Source organism: Trinickia sp. Y13 (assembly GCF_029522115.1).
Lineage (GTDB): Bacteria > Pseudomonadota > Gammaproteobacteria > Burkholderiales > Burkholderiaceae > Trinickia.
In genome coordinates this window covers 88,543-105,463 of the sequence record NZ_JAKWFK010000007.1, presented here as the reverse complement: position 1 = coordinate 105,463, position 16,921 = coordinate 88,543, and the positions used below count along the sequence as shown (strand labels likewise).

Here is a 16,921-nt window from a genome sequence, read left to right as displayed (position 1 = left end):
CCGCCATGTCCATATACAGCGTCAATCCCCTACCCCTACGCGTACTGCCTGGCGCTTTGCCCGGCGGCGTCGCGCCGCCGAGCGTGCGTCGCGGCGACTACGGCGCACTCGTGCGACTCGCGCGGCGAGCCCCGCGGCGCTCGCCCGCCTGGTGGCCGACGAAAGCCGGGCATGGCTTCGACGAACATGCCGACCGCCGGCAAGCCGGCGAAACGCTGCACGACGAGCAGCACGAGGCACCGTGCGACGCTCACGAGCCACTGACGCTCGCGAGCGGGTGCGAGCACGCACCTGAGCCGCTCGCGGGTCGCCATGCCACGCCACGGGCAGCGGTAGCGGCTCCCCCTGGTACGCACGCGCGGACGCCGATCGGACGCCGGATCGAAACGCACGCGGCGCCCTGCGTCGGCGCGATCGCGGCGATGCGTCAGGAATTCGACGGTTGGGTCCGCTTTCTCGTCGAGCGTGCCGCGGACTTCTGCTGCGACCGTGCCGTCGGCGCACAAGGTCAGTGGGCCATCCGCCTGGCGCTCGACCCCGCGATCCTGCCGGAGTGCACGTTGCATCTGAGCCTTTCGCATTTCACTCTGGCGCTTCGGTTCGAGACGCAGGCGAACCTTTCGCGGCATCTAGTGTTGCATCACGAACAAACGTTGAAGGCGCAGCTCGCCGCCACGCTCGCGCAACGCGGCGAGCCACGCGACATCGAGATCGCCGTCGACTGACGCTCCCACGCCGACCCTGACCATGGAACCCGCAGATACCGCCATGTCTATTTCCTCGCGCAAACCAGGCTCCGTCAAGCGGCTGGCGGACAGCGCTCCGCCCGCGCTCACGCACGGCGCCGCCCGCTTCGCCCGGCTCCTCGCCGACGCCCGCCTACCCGCATGGCTGAGCCAGCACGGCATTACGCACTGGCGCGTCGGCACGGCCGAATCCACGCGCTTTCACGAAGCCGGCTGGATCGAACTGCGGCATGGCTTTGCCCACGCTGCGGCCGCGATCGACCTCTCGCGCCACCCGGCGCTCGCCGCGGTCGCCGCCGATGGCGCACACGCCGGCGCCGGACGGCCCGTACCCGCCGACGATGCCCTGCGCCACGCCGTGGCCGCCGCGCTGCTCGAACCGCTGACCCAACGCTGCGCTGCGCTCGGTCTTGGCGAACTGAGCGTAGCGGCCGTTCACCGCGGAACACCGCCGCGCGGAGGCAATGCGCGCTTCGCCATTTCGCTGCGCGCTCAAGCGCTTGCGCTCGAATGCATCATGCCGCCGCCCGACGACGGCTGCCTCGACGTGCTCGAAGCGCGCATCGGCACCCAGCGTCTGCCGCTGCCTAGGGCGCTTGGCGCGCTGCGCGTGCCCGGCAGGCTCGCGCTCGGCACGAAGACGATGCGAATCGCGACGCTACGTTCGCTGCGCGCGGGCGATGTTGTGTTGCGCGCGCTCGACCCGCGCGTATCCGACTGGCTCGCGACACGCGATCGCACCACCGAAATCCACGCGCTATGGGGCACGCCCGGCGCACCCGGCATCCGCGTGCCGGTGCGCGTCGGCACCAACACGATGACCTTGACAGGAGAACCCACCATGACCCAAGCAGAAATGGACATCCCGTCCGAACAACCCGAAGACCAGGCCGCGTTCGACGTGAGCGGCCTGGGCCTGCCGATCCGCTTTGAGGTCGACACGGTCGCCATGCCCGTCTCGCAGCTCACGGCCTTGCGTCCCGGTTATGTCGTGGAGCTGGCAGTGCCGCTCGCCGACGCGCGCATTCGCATGAGCGCGCACGGACAGACCATCGGTTTCGGGGAGCTCGTGACGGTCGGCGAGCATCTTGGCGTTCGCATTCTCGAGATGACACACGGCGATGATTCAGTTCAGTGACTTCACCGGGCTGCTGATCGCGGTCATCGCGATCACGCTGCTGCCCTTCGTCGCGATGGTCGTCACCTCGTACGCGAAGATCGTCGTCGTGCTCGGGCTGCTACGCAACGGTCTCGGGGTGCAGCAGGTGCCACCCAATACCGTGCTCAACGGCATCGCCATTCTCGTGTCGATCTATGTCATGGCACCGATCGCGATGCAGGCGCTCGATACCGTGCAGCAAGAACGGACGCGGCAAGACACCTCGCAGGTGATGATCGATACGTTCGGCGCCGCCCGCGAGCCGTTCCGGCAATTCCTGATGAAGCACACGAACGAGCGCGAAAAGCGGTTCTTCCTGCACTCGGCGTCGATCGTCTGGCCGAAGCCGCTCGCAGCGAAGCTACAGGAGAACGACCTCATCGTGCTGGCGCCGGCGTTCACGCTGACAGAGCTGACCGATGCTTTCCGGATCGGCTTTCTGCTCTACATCGCCTTCGTCGTGGTCGATCTCGTCATCGCCAACGTGCTGATGGCAATGGGCCTCACTCAGGTGCAGCCGACCAACGTCGCGATCCCGTTCAAGCTGCTGCTGTTCGTCGTCATGGATGGCTGGTCGACCCTGATTCATGGTCTCGTTCTCACCTATCGCTGACGGGCGCGCCGCACGCAACGGAGAAACCGGTATGGAAATCGACAATCTGATCCGCCTCACGACACAAGGCATGCTGATCTGCCTGTATGTGTCGCTGCCGATCGTCGTCATCGCGGCGAGCGCAGGCATGCTGGTCTCGTTCCTGCAGGCTATCACCTCGCTGCAGGACCAGACGCTGTCCTTCGCCGTCAAGCTCGTTGCAGCCGTCGCCGGCATCGCCATATTCGGCGCCTGGGGCGCCGCCATGATCGTGCGCTTCGCGCATCAGTTGATCGCCGTGGCGGTGCCGTCATGATCTCGGTCCATGGGGGCGGTCCGCCGCCGCACGCGGAGACCGACGAAACGGAATCCGAGGCCGCGCGGCTCGCGGCCGGCATCGCGCGAACGCTGCGCCAGACACAGCAGACCCGCTTCTATCGTGAAGCGCGCTTCGCCGCGAAGGAAGAAATCGCCTCGCCGATGCATCACACGCTCAAGCACAATCATCCGCTCACCAAGCTCAAGCGCCGACGCCGCAAGCCGCTCGTACTGCATCGGCCGGTGCGCCGCAACGCGCAGACGGAGACCAAGACGGCCCGGACCGAGCATGGTCAGCACCGGCGGCATGAGCGCTTGGGCAAAGACGGGCGCCATCACGGCGGTGGCCAGGGAGAAGGCCGCGAGCAGGAAGGCCAGCAAGAGCGGCAAAGGGAGCGCGAAGGACGCGACGATCAAGCCCCGCCCATCGTCAAGGTCCGCCGCGCGAAGCGCATCGATCCGGCTGCGGCCAGCCACGCCGTGCTTGCCGCGGTCGAGGCGCCGGGCGCCCCCCCCGCGCAACTCGAGCTCGACATGCGGCGAGCGCTGGCTAAACAGGTGCTCGACATTGCGAGGCCATTGTCGGGCGATCCGAAGGCGCGGGCGACGCCGCGTTGGCTCGGCCTTTCGATCGATCTGAACGCTGCGCTTCAGTCGCTGCGCAAGCGCGGGATCAAACCGAACCCGACAGGCCTTGCCGGCGTCAAGCAGCTCCTCCTGGAAGTGCAGGACAGTGCGCCACCGGCCGCGTCGCCCCGGGTCGCCGACGATCGTGCGCGCACGGTCAATCTGCTCGCTCCGCTCATGATGCTCGGTGCGGAACGCCCGTCGACGCCGCGTCAGCTCGCGTTGGCTGCGAACCTGCTGCATTCGGGCCTTGCCGCCGTGAGCACCGAGCCCGAGCACGGCGACGTTCGGCCGCAGACAAACGGACCGAAAGCTTCGCAAAACCCTTGATCCCTTCGCACGCACACCGGGACATGCATCGTCGCTTCGTACACTGGCCCATATCCGAAACCGAATGCAGGACGCGCACAGCAGGACAACCGACATGAAGCAGCTACGCATCTTGACCGGCGCCCACGCGGGCGCACAGATCCGCCTGGTTCCGGGCGAGTACCGGATCGGGCCGGACGATGCCGCCGACATCTGCGTGACCGATTGGGACGATCACGCCATCGTGCTCTCGCTCGATGCCGGCGGCGTGCTGCGCTGGCATCAAACCGCGGACGACGAGGCCGAGGCCACGGTGACGCTCGTGCCGGACCTGATCCCGATCCCGTTCGGCGACGTGGTGCTCGCAGCCGGCCCAGAGGACGATTCGTGGCCAAGCGACGTCGACTTGCTGCGCATGCTCTGGATCAAGCCCGAAGCGCCGGCCGCATCCGCGGCGCCGGGTCCCCATAAGCGCCGCATCGCCGCCCCGCTCGTGGCCACGCTCATCGGCGCCGGCATGGTCGGGGCACTGCTGATCACGGGCGTCGCGCTCTTTGTCGGTGCGCCCCGCGAGGCCGATGCAACGCCCGATCCACGTACGCTGACGGCGCGTATCGCCTCCGAACTCCATTCGGCCGGCATCGATGGACTCGATGTCGCGCCGCGCGGCGCCGCCGTGGTGGTCACGGGCATGGTCAGAAACGCCGCCGAGGACGTGGCCGCCCGTGCCGTGTTTGCGCGAGTGGCGCCCGACCAGAGCCATGTGCTCCGGCATTACGACGTCGCGGAAGAAGACTGCCGCAGCCTCAAGCAAGCGCTCGGCATTCCCGGCGTACAGGTCTCGTACCGCGGCGCGGGCGCCTTCGAAGTGGCCGGCAGCGTATCGTCGCTGCCGGCCTTCCGAGCGGCGCTCGCGCACGCGAAGACCGATCTCGACCAGAACGTCAAGCGCATCGACGTGGCGGTCACCGAAGCGGCACACACGCTGCCGCAAGAGCAGTACTCCGAAGTCATCTCCATCGCGGGCGTGCATTACGTCGAAACGCCCGACGGTGTGAAGCACCTTTATCCGCAAGCAGAGACGAAGCACTCTGCCACTTCTCCATCCGATCTGTGAGGCGAACCATGTACGAATCACTCGCACCCGTGGCGAACGACCTGACCCACCTGAAGGCCACGCTGGCCTCGCCGATGAGCCACTCGCTCGTGAAGCGCGCCACCGATGCGCTCGAAACGACCGCGAAGGAACTCGCGGACGCCACGCAAAAAGCCGGCGGCGATCAGGAACGTTCTGAATTGCAGATTCTTTATCGCGGCTTCGTCGCGGCGCGCCGAATCGTGGCGCACCTGCACGAGCTGCAAACGCTCGGGCAAAACCCGCGCTGAAACGAGCATCGCCTGGCACACCTCTCGGTCACGATGCCGGTTGTTCCACCCCTGTAGTCCACCTCAATCTTTTCCTATAGGAGAATGCTATGTCCGCAGCATCCACAGTTGGAGCAGGCGCCGCTTCGGGCGGTATGAAGTCGTCGATGATGGCAATGATTCCGGTCATGCTGCAAGCGGCCGAAGATCAAATGATCATTTCGATGATCGAAGCCTTCACCAACGTCGAAAAGGCTGCCGCCTCGGGCGTACAGTCAGCGTCGCAGAAGTCGTAACGGCATCGCTCGGCCGCCCGCCGTTTGCGCGGCGGGCGGCTTTTTTCTTGCCCATTGCAGCAGCGCTGCCGACAAGGAGCATTGCATGAGCCTCGAACGTTACGGCGAGATCGTCCGCGAAACCTGCGCCGTGGTCGGTCTGCCCAATGCGGATTACGTGCTGCAAACGCATACGCTCGAAGTGGAAGGCTTCGACGTGCGGCTCGATCACTTCGAGAACGATCCGGCCGCGATGTACGTCAACTTCCATTACGGCACCGTCACGGCAGGCCGCACGCTGAACGTGTTTCGGCTGATGCTGGAAGCGAATCTGCTCATTTATGCGCAGGATCAGGCGCAGCTCGGGCTCGACGCCGATACGGGCGGCATCGTGTTGATCCTGCGGTTGCCGATCACGGACGACGTCAACGGCGACACCGTCGCCGAACTGCTCACTCATTACGCAGAGCACGGCCGCTACTGGCGGCAGAACATCATCGAGTCGAGTGACGAGATGTTCGAAGGGATCGCGTCGGGTTCGTACTTCTGGCTGCGCGCTTGATCGAGGGCAGTCCCACGCGGCGTCGCGCCGAGCGATCGAACCAAAGACTGCGCCCCGATATGTTTTCCTAGTGCAGCGCTGCCACGGCCGTGCACGCCCCACCACCGACCGCCGCGAGGGCATCGCAGGCGTTGACGGTCTGCGTGCTGCCGGCGCCGTTCACACTGCCTTTGAGCGCCGCATAGACGTGCGCCGCGTCGAGATGCGGATCGACGGCCAGCATCAGTGCGGCGATGCCCGAGACGTAAGCCGCCGAAAAAGACGAGCCGGACAGGAAATCGTAGTGCCCCCCCGGCGTCAACGTCAGCACGTCGCGACCCGGTGCGTGGACGACATCGCTCACGTGCGAGCCCGGCAAATCTGCGCCGATCACGTTGGGCACGCCGACAGGAAACGCATGGCGGTCGCCGTCCGGCGGCACGGCGCCGACCACGATCGCACCATGGCGCAGCGCGTAATCGACGAGTTGCGCAAGCAACGGATCGGGCGGGCCCGTCAGGCTCAGATTGATGACTTGCGCATGAGACTCGATCGCGGCCGACAGCGCTTCCGCGAGCGTCAGCGAGTTGCACAGCGACGCCGCCGTTTCCGGCACGCTCCAGCATGCTTTGAGCGCAAGTATCCGTGCCCCCGGCGCGACGCCTATGACGCCGCGCCCGTCGCTGGGGGTTGCCGCAATGACGCCTGCGACGGCGGTGCCATGCACGTCGCGATTGAAGTGCGCCATGTCGCGCTCGACGAAATCGCGCGTCAACGCGATCCTGCCCGACAAACCGGGATGCCGCGTATCGACGCCCGTATCGATCACGGCGACGCGCACGCCGTCTCCGTGCGTCACACGCTGCGCGGCAAGCGCATCAATCTCTTTCATGCCGCGCTGCAGCGACTCGTAACCGGTGTCGTAGCGCAACGGCGTGCTCAGCGTCCGGAACGACTGCAGCGGCTCGGCAAGCCGCACTCGGCGGTCGTGTGCGAGCTTCGCCAGCAGCACGTCGCGCCGCTGGCCGCCCGTGATTTCGAGAACCGCGCAATGCACATGAAGCGGCAGAATCGGCCAGGCTGTCAGCTCCCGCAAGCGATAATCCTTGGCGAGCGCGGCCACCATCGCCCGCGCGCTACCGTATGCGAGATAGCCCGGGGGGCTGCCGTACCCGCCGGCCGTGGTCCCAGCCATCGTTGGAACCGATTCCGCCGGGTTCTCGACGGCAATGACCACCATTTTGTCGGTGGCTGAAGTCATTCGCGCCACCACGGCAGGATCGACGTCGTTCACCGACGGCGGAATGAGCGAGGGGCTACTGCTGCACGCGGCAAGCCATAACGCTGCGGCCGCGCCCAGCCAGGCACCCCGGCGCCACCACGGACCTGCTGCGGCACATCGATTCATCGGTCGTTCCTTGATTCCTTCGGTCGTTGGCTGCCGAACAGCGCGTGCGTCGGCCGTGGCCGATGCACGACAGCAGCGCATAAGGGTGAGTGCCTCACCCTGCACGGAATGTTGCAATAAGGTGGGTCCCGGGTCGAGTTTTTTTTTGATCTGATTTACGATTGGCTCCCCAAAGGTTGGATCGGGCACACGTCGTTTCCGGCGCGAGCAATATTCACCCGTTCGCTGCGTTCATCAGTAGGCGGCTGGCCCGCGCCGGCCGCGAGTCGAGTCGTTGTTTCCATGAAGTCGAGACGCAGTACGATCGGACCCTCACGAAGCGCAGCCACGGCGCCTGCGCGCGTGCTCTGGGCGCATTGCGCCGTTGCCGCTTGCATGTTGGTGCCGCAGGCGGCATCCGCCGCGCCGAACGGGTGGCTATTCGAGGTCAGCGGCGCGACCGGCGCTACGACGCGCGGCATCGTCGAAAGCGATAAGACGCCGACGGTCGGTATCGGCGCAAGCTGGTACCCCGACCCTGGCGGCGGTTTTTTCATCGGGGCGTCGGCACTGACAATGCGCTCGACGCACTTTCCGGAAGAGGGCGCCAAGATCGTCGCCGATGCCGGCTACACGTGGCGAGTCCACGGCGATTGGACTGTCCAGACCATCGTCTCGCGCTATCAGTTCGAGCATATGCCGTTCGCCGCGCGGATGGGCTACGCCGAAGTCGCGCTGCGCGGCGGATGGCGTGACACCGTGTTCGCCTCCGTCACGGCTTCGCCCGATACCGCATTCGGTCCATCGCCGAAATCGCGGGCGTTCTCTTACGACATCGCAGGCCGGCTACCGCTCGCGCATGGCTTCTCGGCGACAGCCGGTATCGGCTATTACGATCTGCGCGCCCAGTTGGGCAGCGGCTTCGTTTATGGCGATGCCGGACTGACCTACGAGTATGGCTCGATCCAGTGCGATCTCTGGTATATCGGTACGCGCGCGCCCACGCAAATACAGGCGCGGATGGGCAGCCTGCTCGCCCACCGTTGGATCGCCGACGTCATCTGGCATTTTTGAGCCCGTGACGGACGCCCCGCACTGGCCGCGGCGCCAATCGGCCGAGGGGTCGCGGCGCGATTACGGCCCGCTCGGCGCCTGCGCGACCGGCTCCGCGAATCTCACGCCCGGCGCGGCGCGCAACGCGGCCGCCACGGCGTCGAGGGAAGCCGTTGCGCCGAGCGGTGCAAGCGAATAAATGCCACTTGCATCTGGGCCGGCGACGATCTGCAGGTTTCGCGAAATCAACAGCGTCTGCAAGTCGTGAACGGACATCCGCTCGTCGACGACGAGCCGGATCGCCGCCCGATCGGGGCGGGCAACCGGTTCGGACAACGTGCGATACACCGCTGCCGGCTCTGCCCGCAGGCGCTCATCGAGCACGGCGCGCGCGCCCGATTGCAGCAGCACGACCGCGGCTAGAGCGCATGCCAGCGCCGCTGCGACACCCGAGCGGGCGTTCGCTGCAGCCTGGGGCTGCCGCAGCGCCGACACCCGATGCGCCTGGGCGTCGACTTCGGCGTCAGCGATCCGTTGCAGCAGCTTGGTGAGTCCGCTCTCCACGCGCGGCGCCTGCGGCTCGCGCCCGTTCATGATCGAGCGCAGGTCGCGCTGACGCGAGAGTTCGGACAGGCACAAGGCACACCCTCGCAGATGTTCGTTCACCCGGCGCAACTCGCTCGCGTCGGCCCTACCATTCACGACCCACGGCAGCATCTCCCAGACACGCAGATGCACGCGTTCGTCGTCGACTGCAATCATGCTCATCGCTCGTCTCCGGTCACGCCTGCCAGCATCGGCATAATATTCCGCAACTTCACGCGGGCATGGAACATCCGCGCCTTGACCGTCGTCACCGTCGCTTCGGTAATTTGCGCGATCTCTTCGAGGGAATGGCCCATTACGTAAGCGAGTTCCATCACCAAGCGCTGCTCGGGCGAAAGTTTCCTCAGCCCCTTGTCGACCCAGTCGGCCTGCTCATGATCGACAAACGGCTCGACTGCCTCGTGTTCGAAGTCCGCGGCGAACTCCTGATAGCGGAAGCTGCCGTCGCGCAGCGCACGCAGCGTCACGCGATAGGCGATGCCCATCAGCCACGTGGACACGCGCGCATCGCCACGAAACGCCTCCGCCTTCTGCCAGACCACCATGAACGTATCGTTGATGACTTCCTCGATCAGATCCTGACGCCTCGTAAACCGGTTGAGAAAGCGCGCGAGCCGGCCGTGGTATGCCCGGTAAAGCTGCGCCAGCGCTTGCTTGTCCTGATCCGCCACGCGCCGCAGCAGATGCAGGTCGTCCGCATCGGTGGCTTCTTTGTCATCGCAAAAGGGAGTGGCTTGATTCAATAGCATGACGCGGATCACAGTTGGAGCAAGCGCTGGGACCCTGTAGGTAGCGCGAAGCGATGAAAAAGTTGCGGGACGGGGTCAAAAAAAACCTGCCGCGGCGGCTGCTCCGGCGTGCTTGAATTCGCACCATGCCACAAGGTAGCCGACATCGGATTCGGGGGTAAGGAAGTCCTTATCCGCAATACCCGCAACCGCAAGCAGTTCGCCGGTCCGGTCGCGCCGTCTCCCGGCGCAGCCGCGCTGGCACCGGCCCGTAGCGGAGTCAGGCGTGTGGAAGCTGACGAGCGGCTGCGCAAGCCGCACGCGCCGATCGGCCGTAAGCTTGCTCAGCAGGGCGTCGCGAGATTGCCTGCCTTCGATTTCGAGCACAACGCAATGCAACTGCAGCGACACGATAGGCCACTCGAAAATCTCGCGCAACTGGTAATCCCGCTCGAGCGCGGCGATCGTCGCCTTCATCTGCGGATCGCGGAAATCGCCGGGCGTGCGGCCCACGCCGGCGGCGATGCCGATGACGACCATCCGATCGCCGGCGACGGCCATCCGCCTCACTGCGGCCGCCGTCGGGTCCTGCGGCAGCGGAATCAGCGTGAGATGGGCACATGCTGCGAGCAACAGCGATAGGAGCACGGCAGAGCCGGCCAGCCGCAGTTTCGCCGCTTTCCCCGCATCCGGGAAATTCAACAAGGGTCTCTCCAGCGTTGGGCGGCCTCGCTCGCGGGTCAGCCTGCCGGTTGGCGATCGCGCCCGCGCCTGCTCATCGGCGGTTGCCCCGCCGCCCGGGCGCGCTCACTCCAAATGAAATGTCGCAGTACGTGCCATGTACGCGCTGAAATGTTGCAACACCCCGAAAACTATTCCTTTCACATCCGGCCACCCCGCGGCGGCCGGCCCGCTCTGCGGCCCGCTCTCCGGCGCGTCGTCGTCCGCTGCGACGCTGACGGGGGACACCCGCATGCCGTCGCCCTCCCCTGCCTTGTGCGAAAAGACCGATAGGCGCCACTTGGCGAGGATATGCTCGACGTGGCGCGCGTACTGATCGCGCTCGGCCGGAGTCTCGGAATGGTAGGCGCCGACTGCCGCCCATGTATTGCCGTACTTGTTCATCATGCGGCGCAGGTGCCACGCCCCGACATAGACGTTCGCGCATGGCCGCATCAACGTCGCGCGGGAGATATGGTAGCGATCGAGTTCGCGCAAATGGATCGAATTGATTTGCATGACGCCGTAATCGATCGAACCGTTAGCGTTGCGATGCATGGCATCGGGCCGGTTATGCGATTCGAGCCAGGCAATGGCGCGCAGCACCATCGAATTGACATGCTGGTAGGCGCCGGCCTCGTCAAAGCAGTCGGCGTGTGCGGGATCGGCCCACGCGCAGGCCAGGCAGAGCAAAGCGGCAAGGGCGAGCGATCGTGATAGGCGGCGGGTTTTCGTCGGCATTTCGCGTCGGTTCGAACAAGAGTGCAATTAAACGCGCCCATTCTCGCCAACGCGAATAGTCGCGCCGTTCGCAATTGCGAAGTCCAGACACCGCTCACGAAGCTCAGCGTTCGCGTGTCGGACGCGCTTGCCGGCGCACCGCTCGGACCAGGACGCCGTGGACGTTGCCGGCGTTCGCCATGCGTGAGCTCGATCGGGTCGACATGGCCCAACATGGGATGGCTCCTGATCGTGTTGAAAGCGAGCTTCCATTCTCGCGGTCACGACAGGCGGGCGCGTAGCAAAAATTGCGAGCTAGTGCAGTGTCGCCATCGCGGGACGTTCGCCGCCGAATAGGACGTGCCCGCTCTCGACGGCGCCGCTCATCGCATCGAGAAGCTGAGCTGCCGCTTGTGCGCTGAAGCGAATTCGGTGTTGGGCAAAACACCCACTTTCGTCCTGATGCGTCAAGTCGATGACGAGGATATCGATGTCCCCGGACGAGTGATGGACCATGGAAACCGGCACCGACACACCGAAAGCGTCGTCCGGCGCGTCCCATGGATCTGACTGTTCTTCGTTCTCGTAAAACACCCGGATGCCCTCCCGTTCGCAGTTTGGTTCGCTCATGGAACGATAGTCCGCAAACGGCCTGGAATCGCTAGCTCATGAAACGAAATGTCGACCACGCGGGCGAAGCGCCAAGGAGGTGGCCATGCGACAAGGAGGGCCAGGTGCGAGACGACTCGGCCGCTTGCCCCGCATGCCAAACCGCGCTTTTTCGGCGACGGGTTGAATGAGCCGCGGATAGGCTCTTGTGCCGGCCTGCAAGCCCTCGCACGGAACACTAGAGCCGGCGTGTCGTCAACCTCTCACGCGGCGCTCAGTGCGCCGGCATGTTGCATTGCCCGCCGTGCCGCAACGAGCGAAGCTCGTGCGGCGCGTGCATCGAACGCCAATCGGATCATCGCGGGCAATTGCGCAGGCGCTCGCGCGAGTTCACGCAAAATCGGCCCCAGCGCCGTCGTGCCATCGTCGCGCAGCCCCACCATCGCCGCGGGCGGCAAGGTCCGCCCCGCCGGGTCGACCACCACTCTGCACACAGTGAACGGCAGCCCTCGCGCGCCCGCCTGTGCCGCGGCGATGTGCGACTCCATATCGACGGCCAGCGCGCCCGTGCGCGCATGCAGCGCCGCCTTCTGCTGCTGCGTGACCACTGGCGCTGCCACCGCGGCGAGCACACCGCGTGCGAAAGGCGTGCCGGGCAGCGCGACGCGCAGCGCCGAGGCGATGCGCTCGCTCCACGCCGAATCGGTCGCCATCTGCCCTGACGGCGCGTCGATCGCATCGGCGACGATAACCGTGCCCGGCGCCAAGTTCGGCGCGAGCCCGCCCGCGGTGCCGAAGCTCATCACGCCGCACGCACCGCGCGCCAACGCCTGCTCCAACGCACGTTCGAGCCGATCCGCACGCGCCGCATAAACGACTTCGACGCCCGGCCCACGCGCGATGCGCGCTTCGAACGCCATTCCCGTCACCACGATCAATGGCAGTGCCGCGTCGATTGCCATTACATGCCGACCGCGACACGCGCGCGGCCGTCACGCGTGAGGTTGCGGTAGCGCGCCAACGCCCACAACGGGAAGAATTTGCGGTAACCGTGATAGCGCAGATAGAACACGCGCGGGAAGCCCGTGGCCGTGAAGCGCGTCTCGTCCCACAAGCCGTGCTCGCGCTGCGTCCGAACGAGATAGTCGATGCCGCGCGTGACGGCCGGATGATCGATGACGCCCGCAGCCATCAATCCAAGCAGCGCCCACGCCGTTTGCGAAGCCGTGCTTGCCGCCGGTTCGTAGCCGCGATAGTCGAGCTTGTAGCTCTCGCCGCCCTCGCCCCACCCGCCATCTTCGTTCTGGATGGCAATCAGCCACTGCGCCGCGCGCTTGATCCGCACGTCGTCATGCGCGATACCCGCGGCGTTCAGCGCACATAGCGCCGTCCACGTGCCGTAGATGTAGTTCATGCCCCACCGGCCGTACCAACTGCCGTCGTCTTCTTGCTCGGCGAGCAAGTAGTCGTACGCGCGCCGAGCAGGCCCGCTATTGCCCGGCAGCTCGCCCAACTGCGCCAACATCGACAGGCACCGTCCCGAGACGTCGGCTGTCGGCGGATCGAGCAAAGCGCCATGATCCGAGAACGGAATGTTGTTCAGGTAGTACTGCGTATTCTCGGGCTCGAAGGCGCCCCATCCGCCGTCGCTACTCTGCATGCCGACGATCCACTCGCGTGCGCGCGCGATCGCTTCGCGATCGACGTTCGAGCGCGTCAGCGCGGCCGCGCGATGCATCGCCATTGCAACGACAGCCGTGTCGTCGACGTCCGGATAATGCGGGTTCGCATACTGGAACGCCCACCCGCCGGGACGCACGTCGGGGCGGCGCGAGATCCAATCGCCGCGTACGTCGAGCACTTGCAGCGGGCGCAGCCACTGCAGGCCACGCAACGCCGCCTCTTGCGCACGCGGCGCCTCGACTTCGAGCAGCGCATGTGCGACGAGCGAGGTATCCCAAACCGGCGACAAGCAAGGTTGGCAGTACGCTTCTTCTTCGTCGATCACGAGCAGCTTTTCGAGCGAAGCGCGCGCAATGGCTCGGTTCGGATAGTCCGGTCCATAGCCAAGCGCGTCGTACATCATCACGGCATTGGCCATCGCGGGGAAAATCGCACCCAAGCCGTCTTCGCCATTCAAGCGCTCGTCGACGAAATCCACCGCTTTTTGCACCGCGCGCTCGCGCGTGCGCTTCGGAAACCACCCGTCGACCCCGCGCAAGGTCGAATCCACGACGCGGAAGAAAGCGAACCAGCCGCGGCTCTGATGCCCTGCTCGCGGCAGTAGACCCGTCGCCGACGGATCGCCGAGAAAGAGTTCGTCGATCCGCACGCCGAGCGGATTCTTGGCCACAGGGCGTCGCGCATTGAGCACGAGCAGCGGCACGATGACCGTGCGCGCCCAGTAGGACACTTTCGAGAGATGAAACGGAAACCACTGCGGCAACAGCGTGATCTCCACGGGCATCATCGGCACGGCGCTCCACGGCACGATGGCAAACAACGCCAGCAAGATCCGCGTAAAGACGTTCACCGCCTCGGCGCCGCCCGCCCCGAGAATCGCCGCGCGCGCGCGCCGCATATGCTCGGCATCTTCGCGCTCGCCGGCCATCTTCAGAGCGAAATAGGCCTTCACGCTCGCGCTCACATCCATCGCGCCATCGGTGAACAACGGCCAGCCGCCGTCGGCCAGTTGAATGCGGCGCAAGTAACGCACGATCTTGCGTTCGAGTTCGAGGTTCGGCGCTTCGCCCAAGTAGTGAACGAGCAGGATGTATTCGGCCGGAATCGTCGCGTCGGCTTCGAGTTCGTAAACCCAATGCCCGTCGGGGCGCTGATCGGCAAGGATGGCATCCGTCGCACGCGCGATCGAGGTCTCGAGCGCGGCGCGCGATTGAGCGGCGCCTGAAGAGCTCGAGGCCGCCATCACGGCGGAAGGGGCGGAAATGTCGTTCATCGGCATATCAATGGGTTGAAGGCGAAGCCCAGGGCTTCGCGGTCGAATGCTCGGGTTTTACGTTCGGCCTTGGCCGGGGCGGCGCTGCACGCCACCGCGTCGCGATACGGGCGACACCGCGAGCGAGGCGCCCGCTCAAAAGAACGCGTAGCGTAAGACGATCCACAACAGCCGCAGACGGGGCTTCGCCACGGGCGTGCGGGGCACGTCGAAACCGCGCTCGAGCGTACGCTCGAGCAAGCACCGGTAGACGCCCGACATGATGCGCGGCGCACGCACGGCATTGCGCGGCGCGGCGTCCATGATCGCATCGGCCTGAGCAAAATGCGCCAGCGCACGCTGCGCCAACGTCGCGCACACGCGCGGCAACGATGGATCGTCGGCGATCGCGGCCGGATCGATCGCGGCGATGCCTTCGCGAGCGAGCAATTCGCGCGGCAAATAGCACCGGTTGATCGCCGCATCTTCGTCGATGTCGCGCAAGATGTTGGTCAACTGCAGCGCACGCCCCAGATGATGCGACAACGCATGTCCCGCATCGTCAGTCATCCCGAAAACTCTCACCGACAAACGGCCCGCTGCGCTAGCGACGCGGTCGCAATAAAGATCGAGCGTCGCTTCGTCGGGCGCGCAGATATCCTCCGCGGCGTCCATCGCCATGCCGTCGATCATCGCGTGGAAATCCTCGCGACGCAGGCCGAACGCGCGAATCTGGCGCGCTAGCGCCGCCAACGCGGGGCGCGGCTCGCCGTCGTAGCACGCGTCGATATCGGCGCGCCAGCGTGCGAGCCCGGCGCTACGTTCGGCGCGCGGCGCGTTGCTGTCGGCAATATCGTCGACCGCGCGGCAAAACGCGTAGATCTGAAACATCGCATCGCGCTGCGCGGCGGGCAAGATGCGCATCGCGAGATAGAACGAGCTGCTCGACGTGACGGCTGCGGCGTCGGTTGCTGGTTCGTCCGCGACGAGATTGGAAACGGCCAAGGCGAACTCCGCTATGCGCCCCTGCGGGGCGAATGAAAATCGATGCTGATTTGCCGCACGCGCCACAGGCACTGCGCCACTCCGATGCAACGCGCTAGCTTCGGCAAGCGGCGCGCAGCGCCGGCAAAGTGGGCCGGCAAACGGGGCCGGAAACGGGCAAAAGTATACCAACGTTTCATTGAGCAGCCACGGACGCGAGCGCGGCGGCCGGATTCGTCCAGGCATATCGGTGCGGCAGATGCGCGCGCCCGCATGAGCCCGCGCGCGCTCGTTCGTCGAATGCGCAGCGCGCTAGGCGAGCGCGATCGAGCGGTTGCGTCCCTGGCGCTTGGCGCTGTAAAGCGCGGCGTCGGCTTCGTTGATGAGCACCTCGTAGCTCGGCAGCCCCGGGCGCGCCGCCGCGCCGCCCACGCTCGCCGTGACGGGCACGCGCACGCCCTCGGCTTCGACCGGCGTATCGCATATCGTCATGCGAACCTTTTCGGCGACGATCATCGCATCGGCGAGCGGCGTGCAAGGCAGCAGCAATGCGAATTCCTCGCCGCCGAATCGACCGAAGGTGTCTTGCACTCGCACCGCATCGGCAACGCGTTGAGCCATCACGCGCAGCACCGTATCGCCAACGGCGTGGCCGAAGCGATCGTTGATGTCCTTGAAATGGTCGAGGTCGAACAGCAGCACCGAGAGCTCGCCGCCGTAACGCTGCCAGCGTAGAAACTCGTCGCGCAGGCGGCTCTCGAAGAAGCGCCGGTTCGCGATGCCGGTCAAGCCATCGCGATTGGCGTATTCCTGCAGCTTTTCGACGGCCTCCTCACGTTCGCGCTGGACCACGCTGACGTGCGTGACGTCGGAGATCGTCACGCATACGGCTTCGACTTCTCGCCCGCGCGTGAGCGGCATGAACGTGCAGTCCTGCTGCATGAAGTCCACGCCCCCCGTGATCGGCCGGTCGTGGTCGAACTTGAACAGATATGGCCGTTGCTCCCAGGAACTGAACGCGAAGCTGCCGAGCTGAAACACGCTCTCGATCTTGCGCGACAGCCATACGCGCGGCAATTCGGGAAATGTGTCGAAGATGGATCTACCGACGACCGTTTCGGCAGGCTGGCCGCTGTGATCCTGCATGAACCGGTTCCACATCAGCACGTTCATGTCGCGGTCGAGCACGAAGATGCCAAAACCGACGCGTTCGATCACCAGGTCGCTGAGAGATTGCTCCATCGCAT

At 65.7% G+C, this 16,921-nt stretch carries 19 protein-coding genes and 1 pseudogene; 10 read left to right on the top strand and 10 right to left on the bottom strand.

The window, feature by feature from the left end; translation table 11 throughout:
* Nucleotides 1-5 precede the first annotated feature (5 nt).
* The 9 genes from sctP (at nucleotide 6) to MMB74_RS14545 (ending at nucleotide 5,953) form a co-directional block, all read left to right on the top strand.
* Nucleotides 6-725 carry a type III secretion system protein SctP gene (gene sctP, locus MMB74_RS14585; RefSeq protein WP_277429356.1) on the top strand — a complete coding sequence of 240 codons (720 nt, stop codon included), beginning with the start codon at nucleotides 6-8 and terminating at the stop codon, nucleotides 723-725.
* A gap of 43 nt (nucleotides 726-768) precedes the next feature.
* Entirely contained in the window at nucleotides 769-1,884 is a 1,116-nt protein-coding gene (gene sctQ / locus MMB74_RS14580; RefSeq protein ID WP_277429355.1) for a type III secretion system cytoplasmic ring protein SctQ, read from the top strand.
* On the top strand, nucleotides 1,868-2,518 hold the full coding sequence (sctR, locus tag MMB74_RS14575) for a type III secretion system export apparatus subunit SctR (RefSeq protein ID WP_277429354.1): 651 nt from the start codon (nucleotides 1,868-1,870) through the stop codon (nucleotides 2,516-2,518). The genes sctQ and sctR overlap by 17 nt, the downstream gene beginning before the upstream one ends.
* A gap of 31 nt (nucleotides 2,519-2,549) precedes the next feature.
* Entirely contained in the window at nucleotides 2,550-2,813 is a 264-nt protein-coding gene (gene sctS, locus MMB74_RS14570; RefSeq protein ID WP_277429353.1) for a type III secretion system export apparatus subunit SctS, read from the top strand.
* A complete protein-coding gene (locus tag MMB74_RS14565; protein ID WP_277429352.1) occupies nucleotides 2,810-3,772 on the top strand; it encodes a hypothetical protein in 963 nt (320 codons plus the stop codon). The genes sctS and MMB74_RS14565 overlap by 4 nt, the downstream gene beginning before the upstream one ends.
* 94 nt (nucleotides 3,773-3,866) lie before the next feature.
* Nucleotides 3,867-4,868 (top strand): HrpD5 family protein, encoded by a 1,002-nt coding sequence (gene hrpD5 / locus MMB74_RS14560; RefSeq protein ID WP_277429351.1) that lies wholly within the window; start codon nucleotides 3,867-3,869, stop codon nucleotides 4,866-4,868.
* Nucleotides 4,869-4,876: 8 nt separating this feature from the next.
* Nucleotides 4,877-5,137 (top strand): type III secretion system protein, encoded by a 261-nt coding sequence (locus MMB74_RS14555; RefSeq protein ID WP_277429350.1) that lies wholly within the window; start codon nucleotides 4,877-4,879, stop codon nucleotides 5,135-5,137.
* An 89-nt stretch (nucleotides 5,138-5,226) separates the two neighbouring features.
* The gene (locus MMB74_RS14550; RefSeq protein WP_146012142.1) at nucleotides 5,227-5,412 is read left to right on the top strand and encodes a hypothetical protein; all 186 of its coding nucleotides are present in this window, start codon (nucleotides 5,227-5,229) and stop codon (nucleotides 5,410-5,412) included.
* 85 nt (nucleotides 5,413-5,497) lie between these two features.
* Nucleotides 5,498-5,953: a CesT family type III secretion system chaperone gene (locus tag MMB74_RS14545; RefSeq protein WP_102612670.1), complete on the top strand. Its 456-nt coding sequence runs from the start codon at nucleotides 5,498-5,500 to the stop codon at nucleotides 5,951-5,953.
* A gap of 67 nt (nucleotides 5,954-6,020) precedes the next feature.
* Here MMB74_RS14545 and MMB74_RS14540 read toward each other — a convergent pair whose 3' ends face one another.
* Nucleotides 6,021-7,340 (bottom strand): S8 family serine peptidase, encoded by a 1,320-nt coding sequence (locus MMB74_RS14540; RefSeq protein ID WP_277429349.1) that lies wholly within the window; start codon nucleotides 7,338-7,340, stop codon nucleotides 6,021-6,023.
* 282 nt (nucleotides 7,341-7,622) lie between these two features.
* Here MMB74_RS14540 and MMB74_RS14535 point away from each other — a divergent pair, with 282 nt between their 5' ends.
* Nucleotides 7,623-8,393, top strand: a complete 771-nt coding sequence (locus MMB74_RS14535; protein ID WP_277429348.1) for a hypothetical protein — start codon at nucleotides 7,623-7,625, stop codon at nucleotides 8,391-8,393.
* A 60-nt stretch (nucleotides 8,394-8,453) separates the two neighbouring features.
* On the opposite strand, the gene MMB74_RS14530 is transcribed toward MMB74_RS14535, so the two are convergent.
* The 9 genes and pseudogenes from MMB74_RS14530 to MMB74_RS14490 form a co-directional block, all read right to left on the bottom strand.
* Complete coding sequence (locus tag MMB74_RS14530) at nucleotides 8,454-9,140, bottom strand: hypothetical protein (RefSeq protein WP_277429347.1); 687 nt, start codon at nucleotides 9,138-9,140, stop codon at nucleotides 8,454-8,456.
* The gene (locus tag MMB74_RS14525; RefSeq protein ID WP_277429346.1) at nucleotides 9,137-9,727 is read right to left on the bottom strand and encodes a sigma-70 family RNA polymerase sigma factor; all 591 of its coding nucleotides are present in this window, start codon (nucleotides 9,725-9,727) and stop codon (nucleotides 9,137-9,139) included. Before MMB74_RS14525 ends, MMB74_RS14530 begins: the two co-directional genes overlap by 4 nt.
* Nucleotides 9,728-9,802: 75 nt before the next feature.
* The gene (locus tag MMB74_RS14520; protein ID WP_277429345.1) at nucleotides 9,803-10,411 is read right to left on the bottom strand and encodes a hypothetical protein; all 609 of its coding nucleotides are present in this window, start codon (nucleotides 10,409-10,411) and stop codon (nucleotides 9,803-9,805) included.
* 306 nt (nucleotides 10,412-10,717) lie between these two features.
* Nucleotides 10,718-11,167 (bottom strand): annotated as a pseudogene (locus MMB74_RS14515) (lytic transglycosylase domain-containing protein); the annotation flags it as partial.
* Nucleotides 11,168-11,461: 294 nt separating this feature from the next.
* Complete coding sequence (locus MMB74_RS14510; protein ID WP_277429344.1) at nucleotides 11,462-11,776, bottom strand: hypothetical protein; 315 nt, start codon at nucleotides 11,774-11,776, stop codon at nucleotides 11,462-11,464.
* Nucleotides 11,777-12,018: 242 nt separating this feature from the next.
* The gene (locus MMB74_RS14505) at nucleotides 12,019-12,717 is read right to left on the bottom strand and encodes a phosphorylase (protein ID WP_277429343.1); all 699 of its coding nucleotides are present in this window, start codon (nucleotides 12,715-12,717) and stop codon (nucleotides 12,019-12,021) included.
* A complete protein-coding gene (gene shc / locus MMB74_RS14500) occupies nucleotides 12,717-14,681 on the bottom strand; it encodes a squalene--hopene cyclase (RefSeq protein WP_277429508.1) in 1,965 nt (654 codons plus the stop codon). The genes MMB74_RS14505 and shc overlap by 1 nt, the downstream gene beginning before the upstream one ends.
* A 165-nt stretch (nucleotides 14,682-14,846) precedes the next feature.
* Nucleotides 14,847-15,695, bottom strand: coding sequence for a presqualene diphosphate synthase HpnD (gene hpnD / locus MMB74_RS14495; protein ID WP_277429342.1), 849 nt, complete (start codon nucleotides 15,693-15,695; stop codon nucleotides 14,847-14,849).
* 291 nt (nucleotides 15,696-15,986) lie between these two features.
* Nucleotides 15,987-16,916, bottom strand: a complete 930-nt coding sequence (locus MMB74_RS14490) for a diguanylate cyclase (RefSeq protein WP_277429341.1) — start codon at nucleotides 16,914-16,916, stop codon at nucleotides 15,987-15,989.
* Between the last annotated feature and the right edge of the window lie 5 nt (nucleotides 16,917-16,921).

Bases quoted from the DNA above. Each gene is read 5' to 3' on its own strand.
- MMB74_RS14545 (WP_102612670.1), top strand. From the start codon at position 5,498: ATGAGCCTCGAACGTTACGGCGAGATCGTCCGCGAAACCTGCGCCGTG.
- MMB74_RS14535 (WP_277429348.1), top strand. From the start codon at position 7,623: ATGAAGTCGAGACGCAGTACGATCGGACCCTCACGAAGCGCAGCCACG.
- MMB74_RS14550 (WP_146012142.1), top strand. From the start codon at position 5,227: ATGTCCGCAGCATCCACAGTTGGAGCAGGCGCCGCTTCGGGCGGTATG.
- sctQ (WP_277429355.1), top strand. From the start codon at position 769: ATGTCTATTTCCTCGCGCAAACCAGGCTCCGTCAAGCGGCTGGCGGAC.
- MMB74_RS14540 (WP_277429349.1), bottom strand. From the start codon at position 7,340: ATGAATCGATGTGCCGCAGCAGGTCCGTGGTGGCGCCGGGGTGCCTGG.
- sctP (WP_277429356.1), top strand. From the start codon at position 6: ATGTCCATATACAGCGTCAATCCCCTACCCCTACGCGTACTGCCTGGC.
- MMB74_RS14490 (WP_277429341.1), bottom strand. From the start codon at position 16,916: ATGGAGCAATCTCTCAGCGACCTGGTGATCGAACGCGTCGGTTTTGGC.
- hrpD5 (WP_277429351.1), top strand. From the start codon at position 3,867: ATGAAGCAGCTACGCATCTTGACCGGCGCCCACGCGGGCGCACAGATC.
- MMB74_RS14510 (WP_277429344.1), bottom strand. From the start codon at position 11,776: ATGAGCGAACCAAACTGCGAACGGGAGGGCATCCGGGTGTTTTACGAG.
- MMB74_RS14565 (WP_277429352.1), top strand. From the start codon at position 2,810: ATGATCTCGGTCCATGGGGGCGGTCCGCCGCCGCACGCGGAGACCGAC.
- MMB74_RS14505 (WP_277429343.1), bottom strand. From the start codon at position 12,717: ATGGCAATCGACGCGGCACTGCCATTGATCGTGGTGACGGGAATGGCG.
- MMB74_RS14525 (WP_277429346.1), bottom strand. From the start codon at position 9,727: ATGCTATTGAATCAAGCCACTCCCTTTTGCGATGACAAAGAAGCCACC.
- MMB74_RS14530 (WP_277429347.1), bottom strand. From the start codon at position 9,140: ATGAGCATGATTGCAGTCGACGACGAACGCGTGCATCTGCGTGTCTGG.
- sctS (WP_277429353.1), top strand. From the start codon at position 2,550: ATGGAAATCGACAATCTGATCCGCCTCACGACACAAGGCATGCTGATC.
- sctR (WP_277429354.1), top strand. From the start codon at position 1,868: ATGATTCAGTTCAGTGACTTCACCGGGCTGCTGATCGCGGTCATCGCG.
- MMB74_RS14555 (WP_277429350.1), top strand. From the start codon at position 4,877: ATGTACGAATCACTCGCACCCGTGGCGAACGACCTGACCCACCTGAAG.
- shc (WP_277429508.1), bottom strand. From the start codon at position 14,681: ATGGCGGCCTCGAGCTCTTCAGGCGCCGCTCAATCGCGCGCCGCGCTC.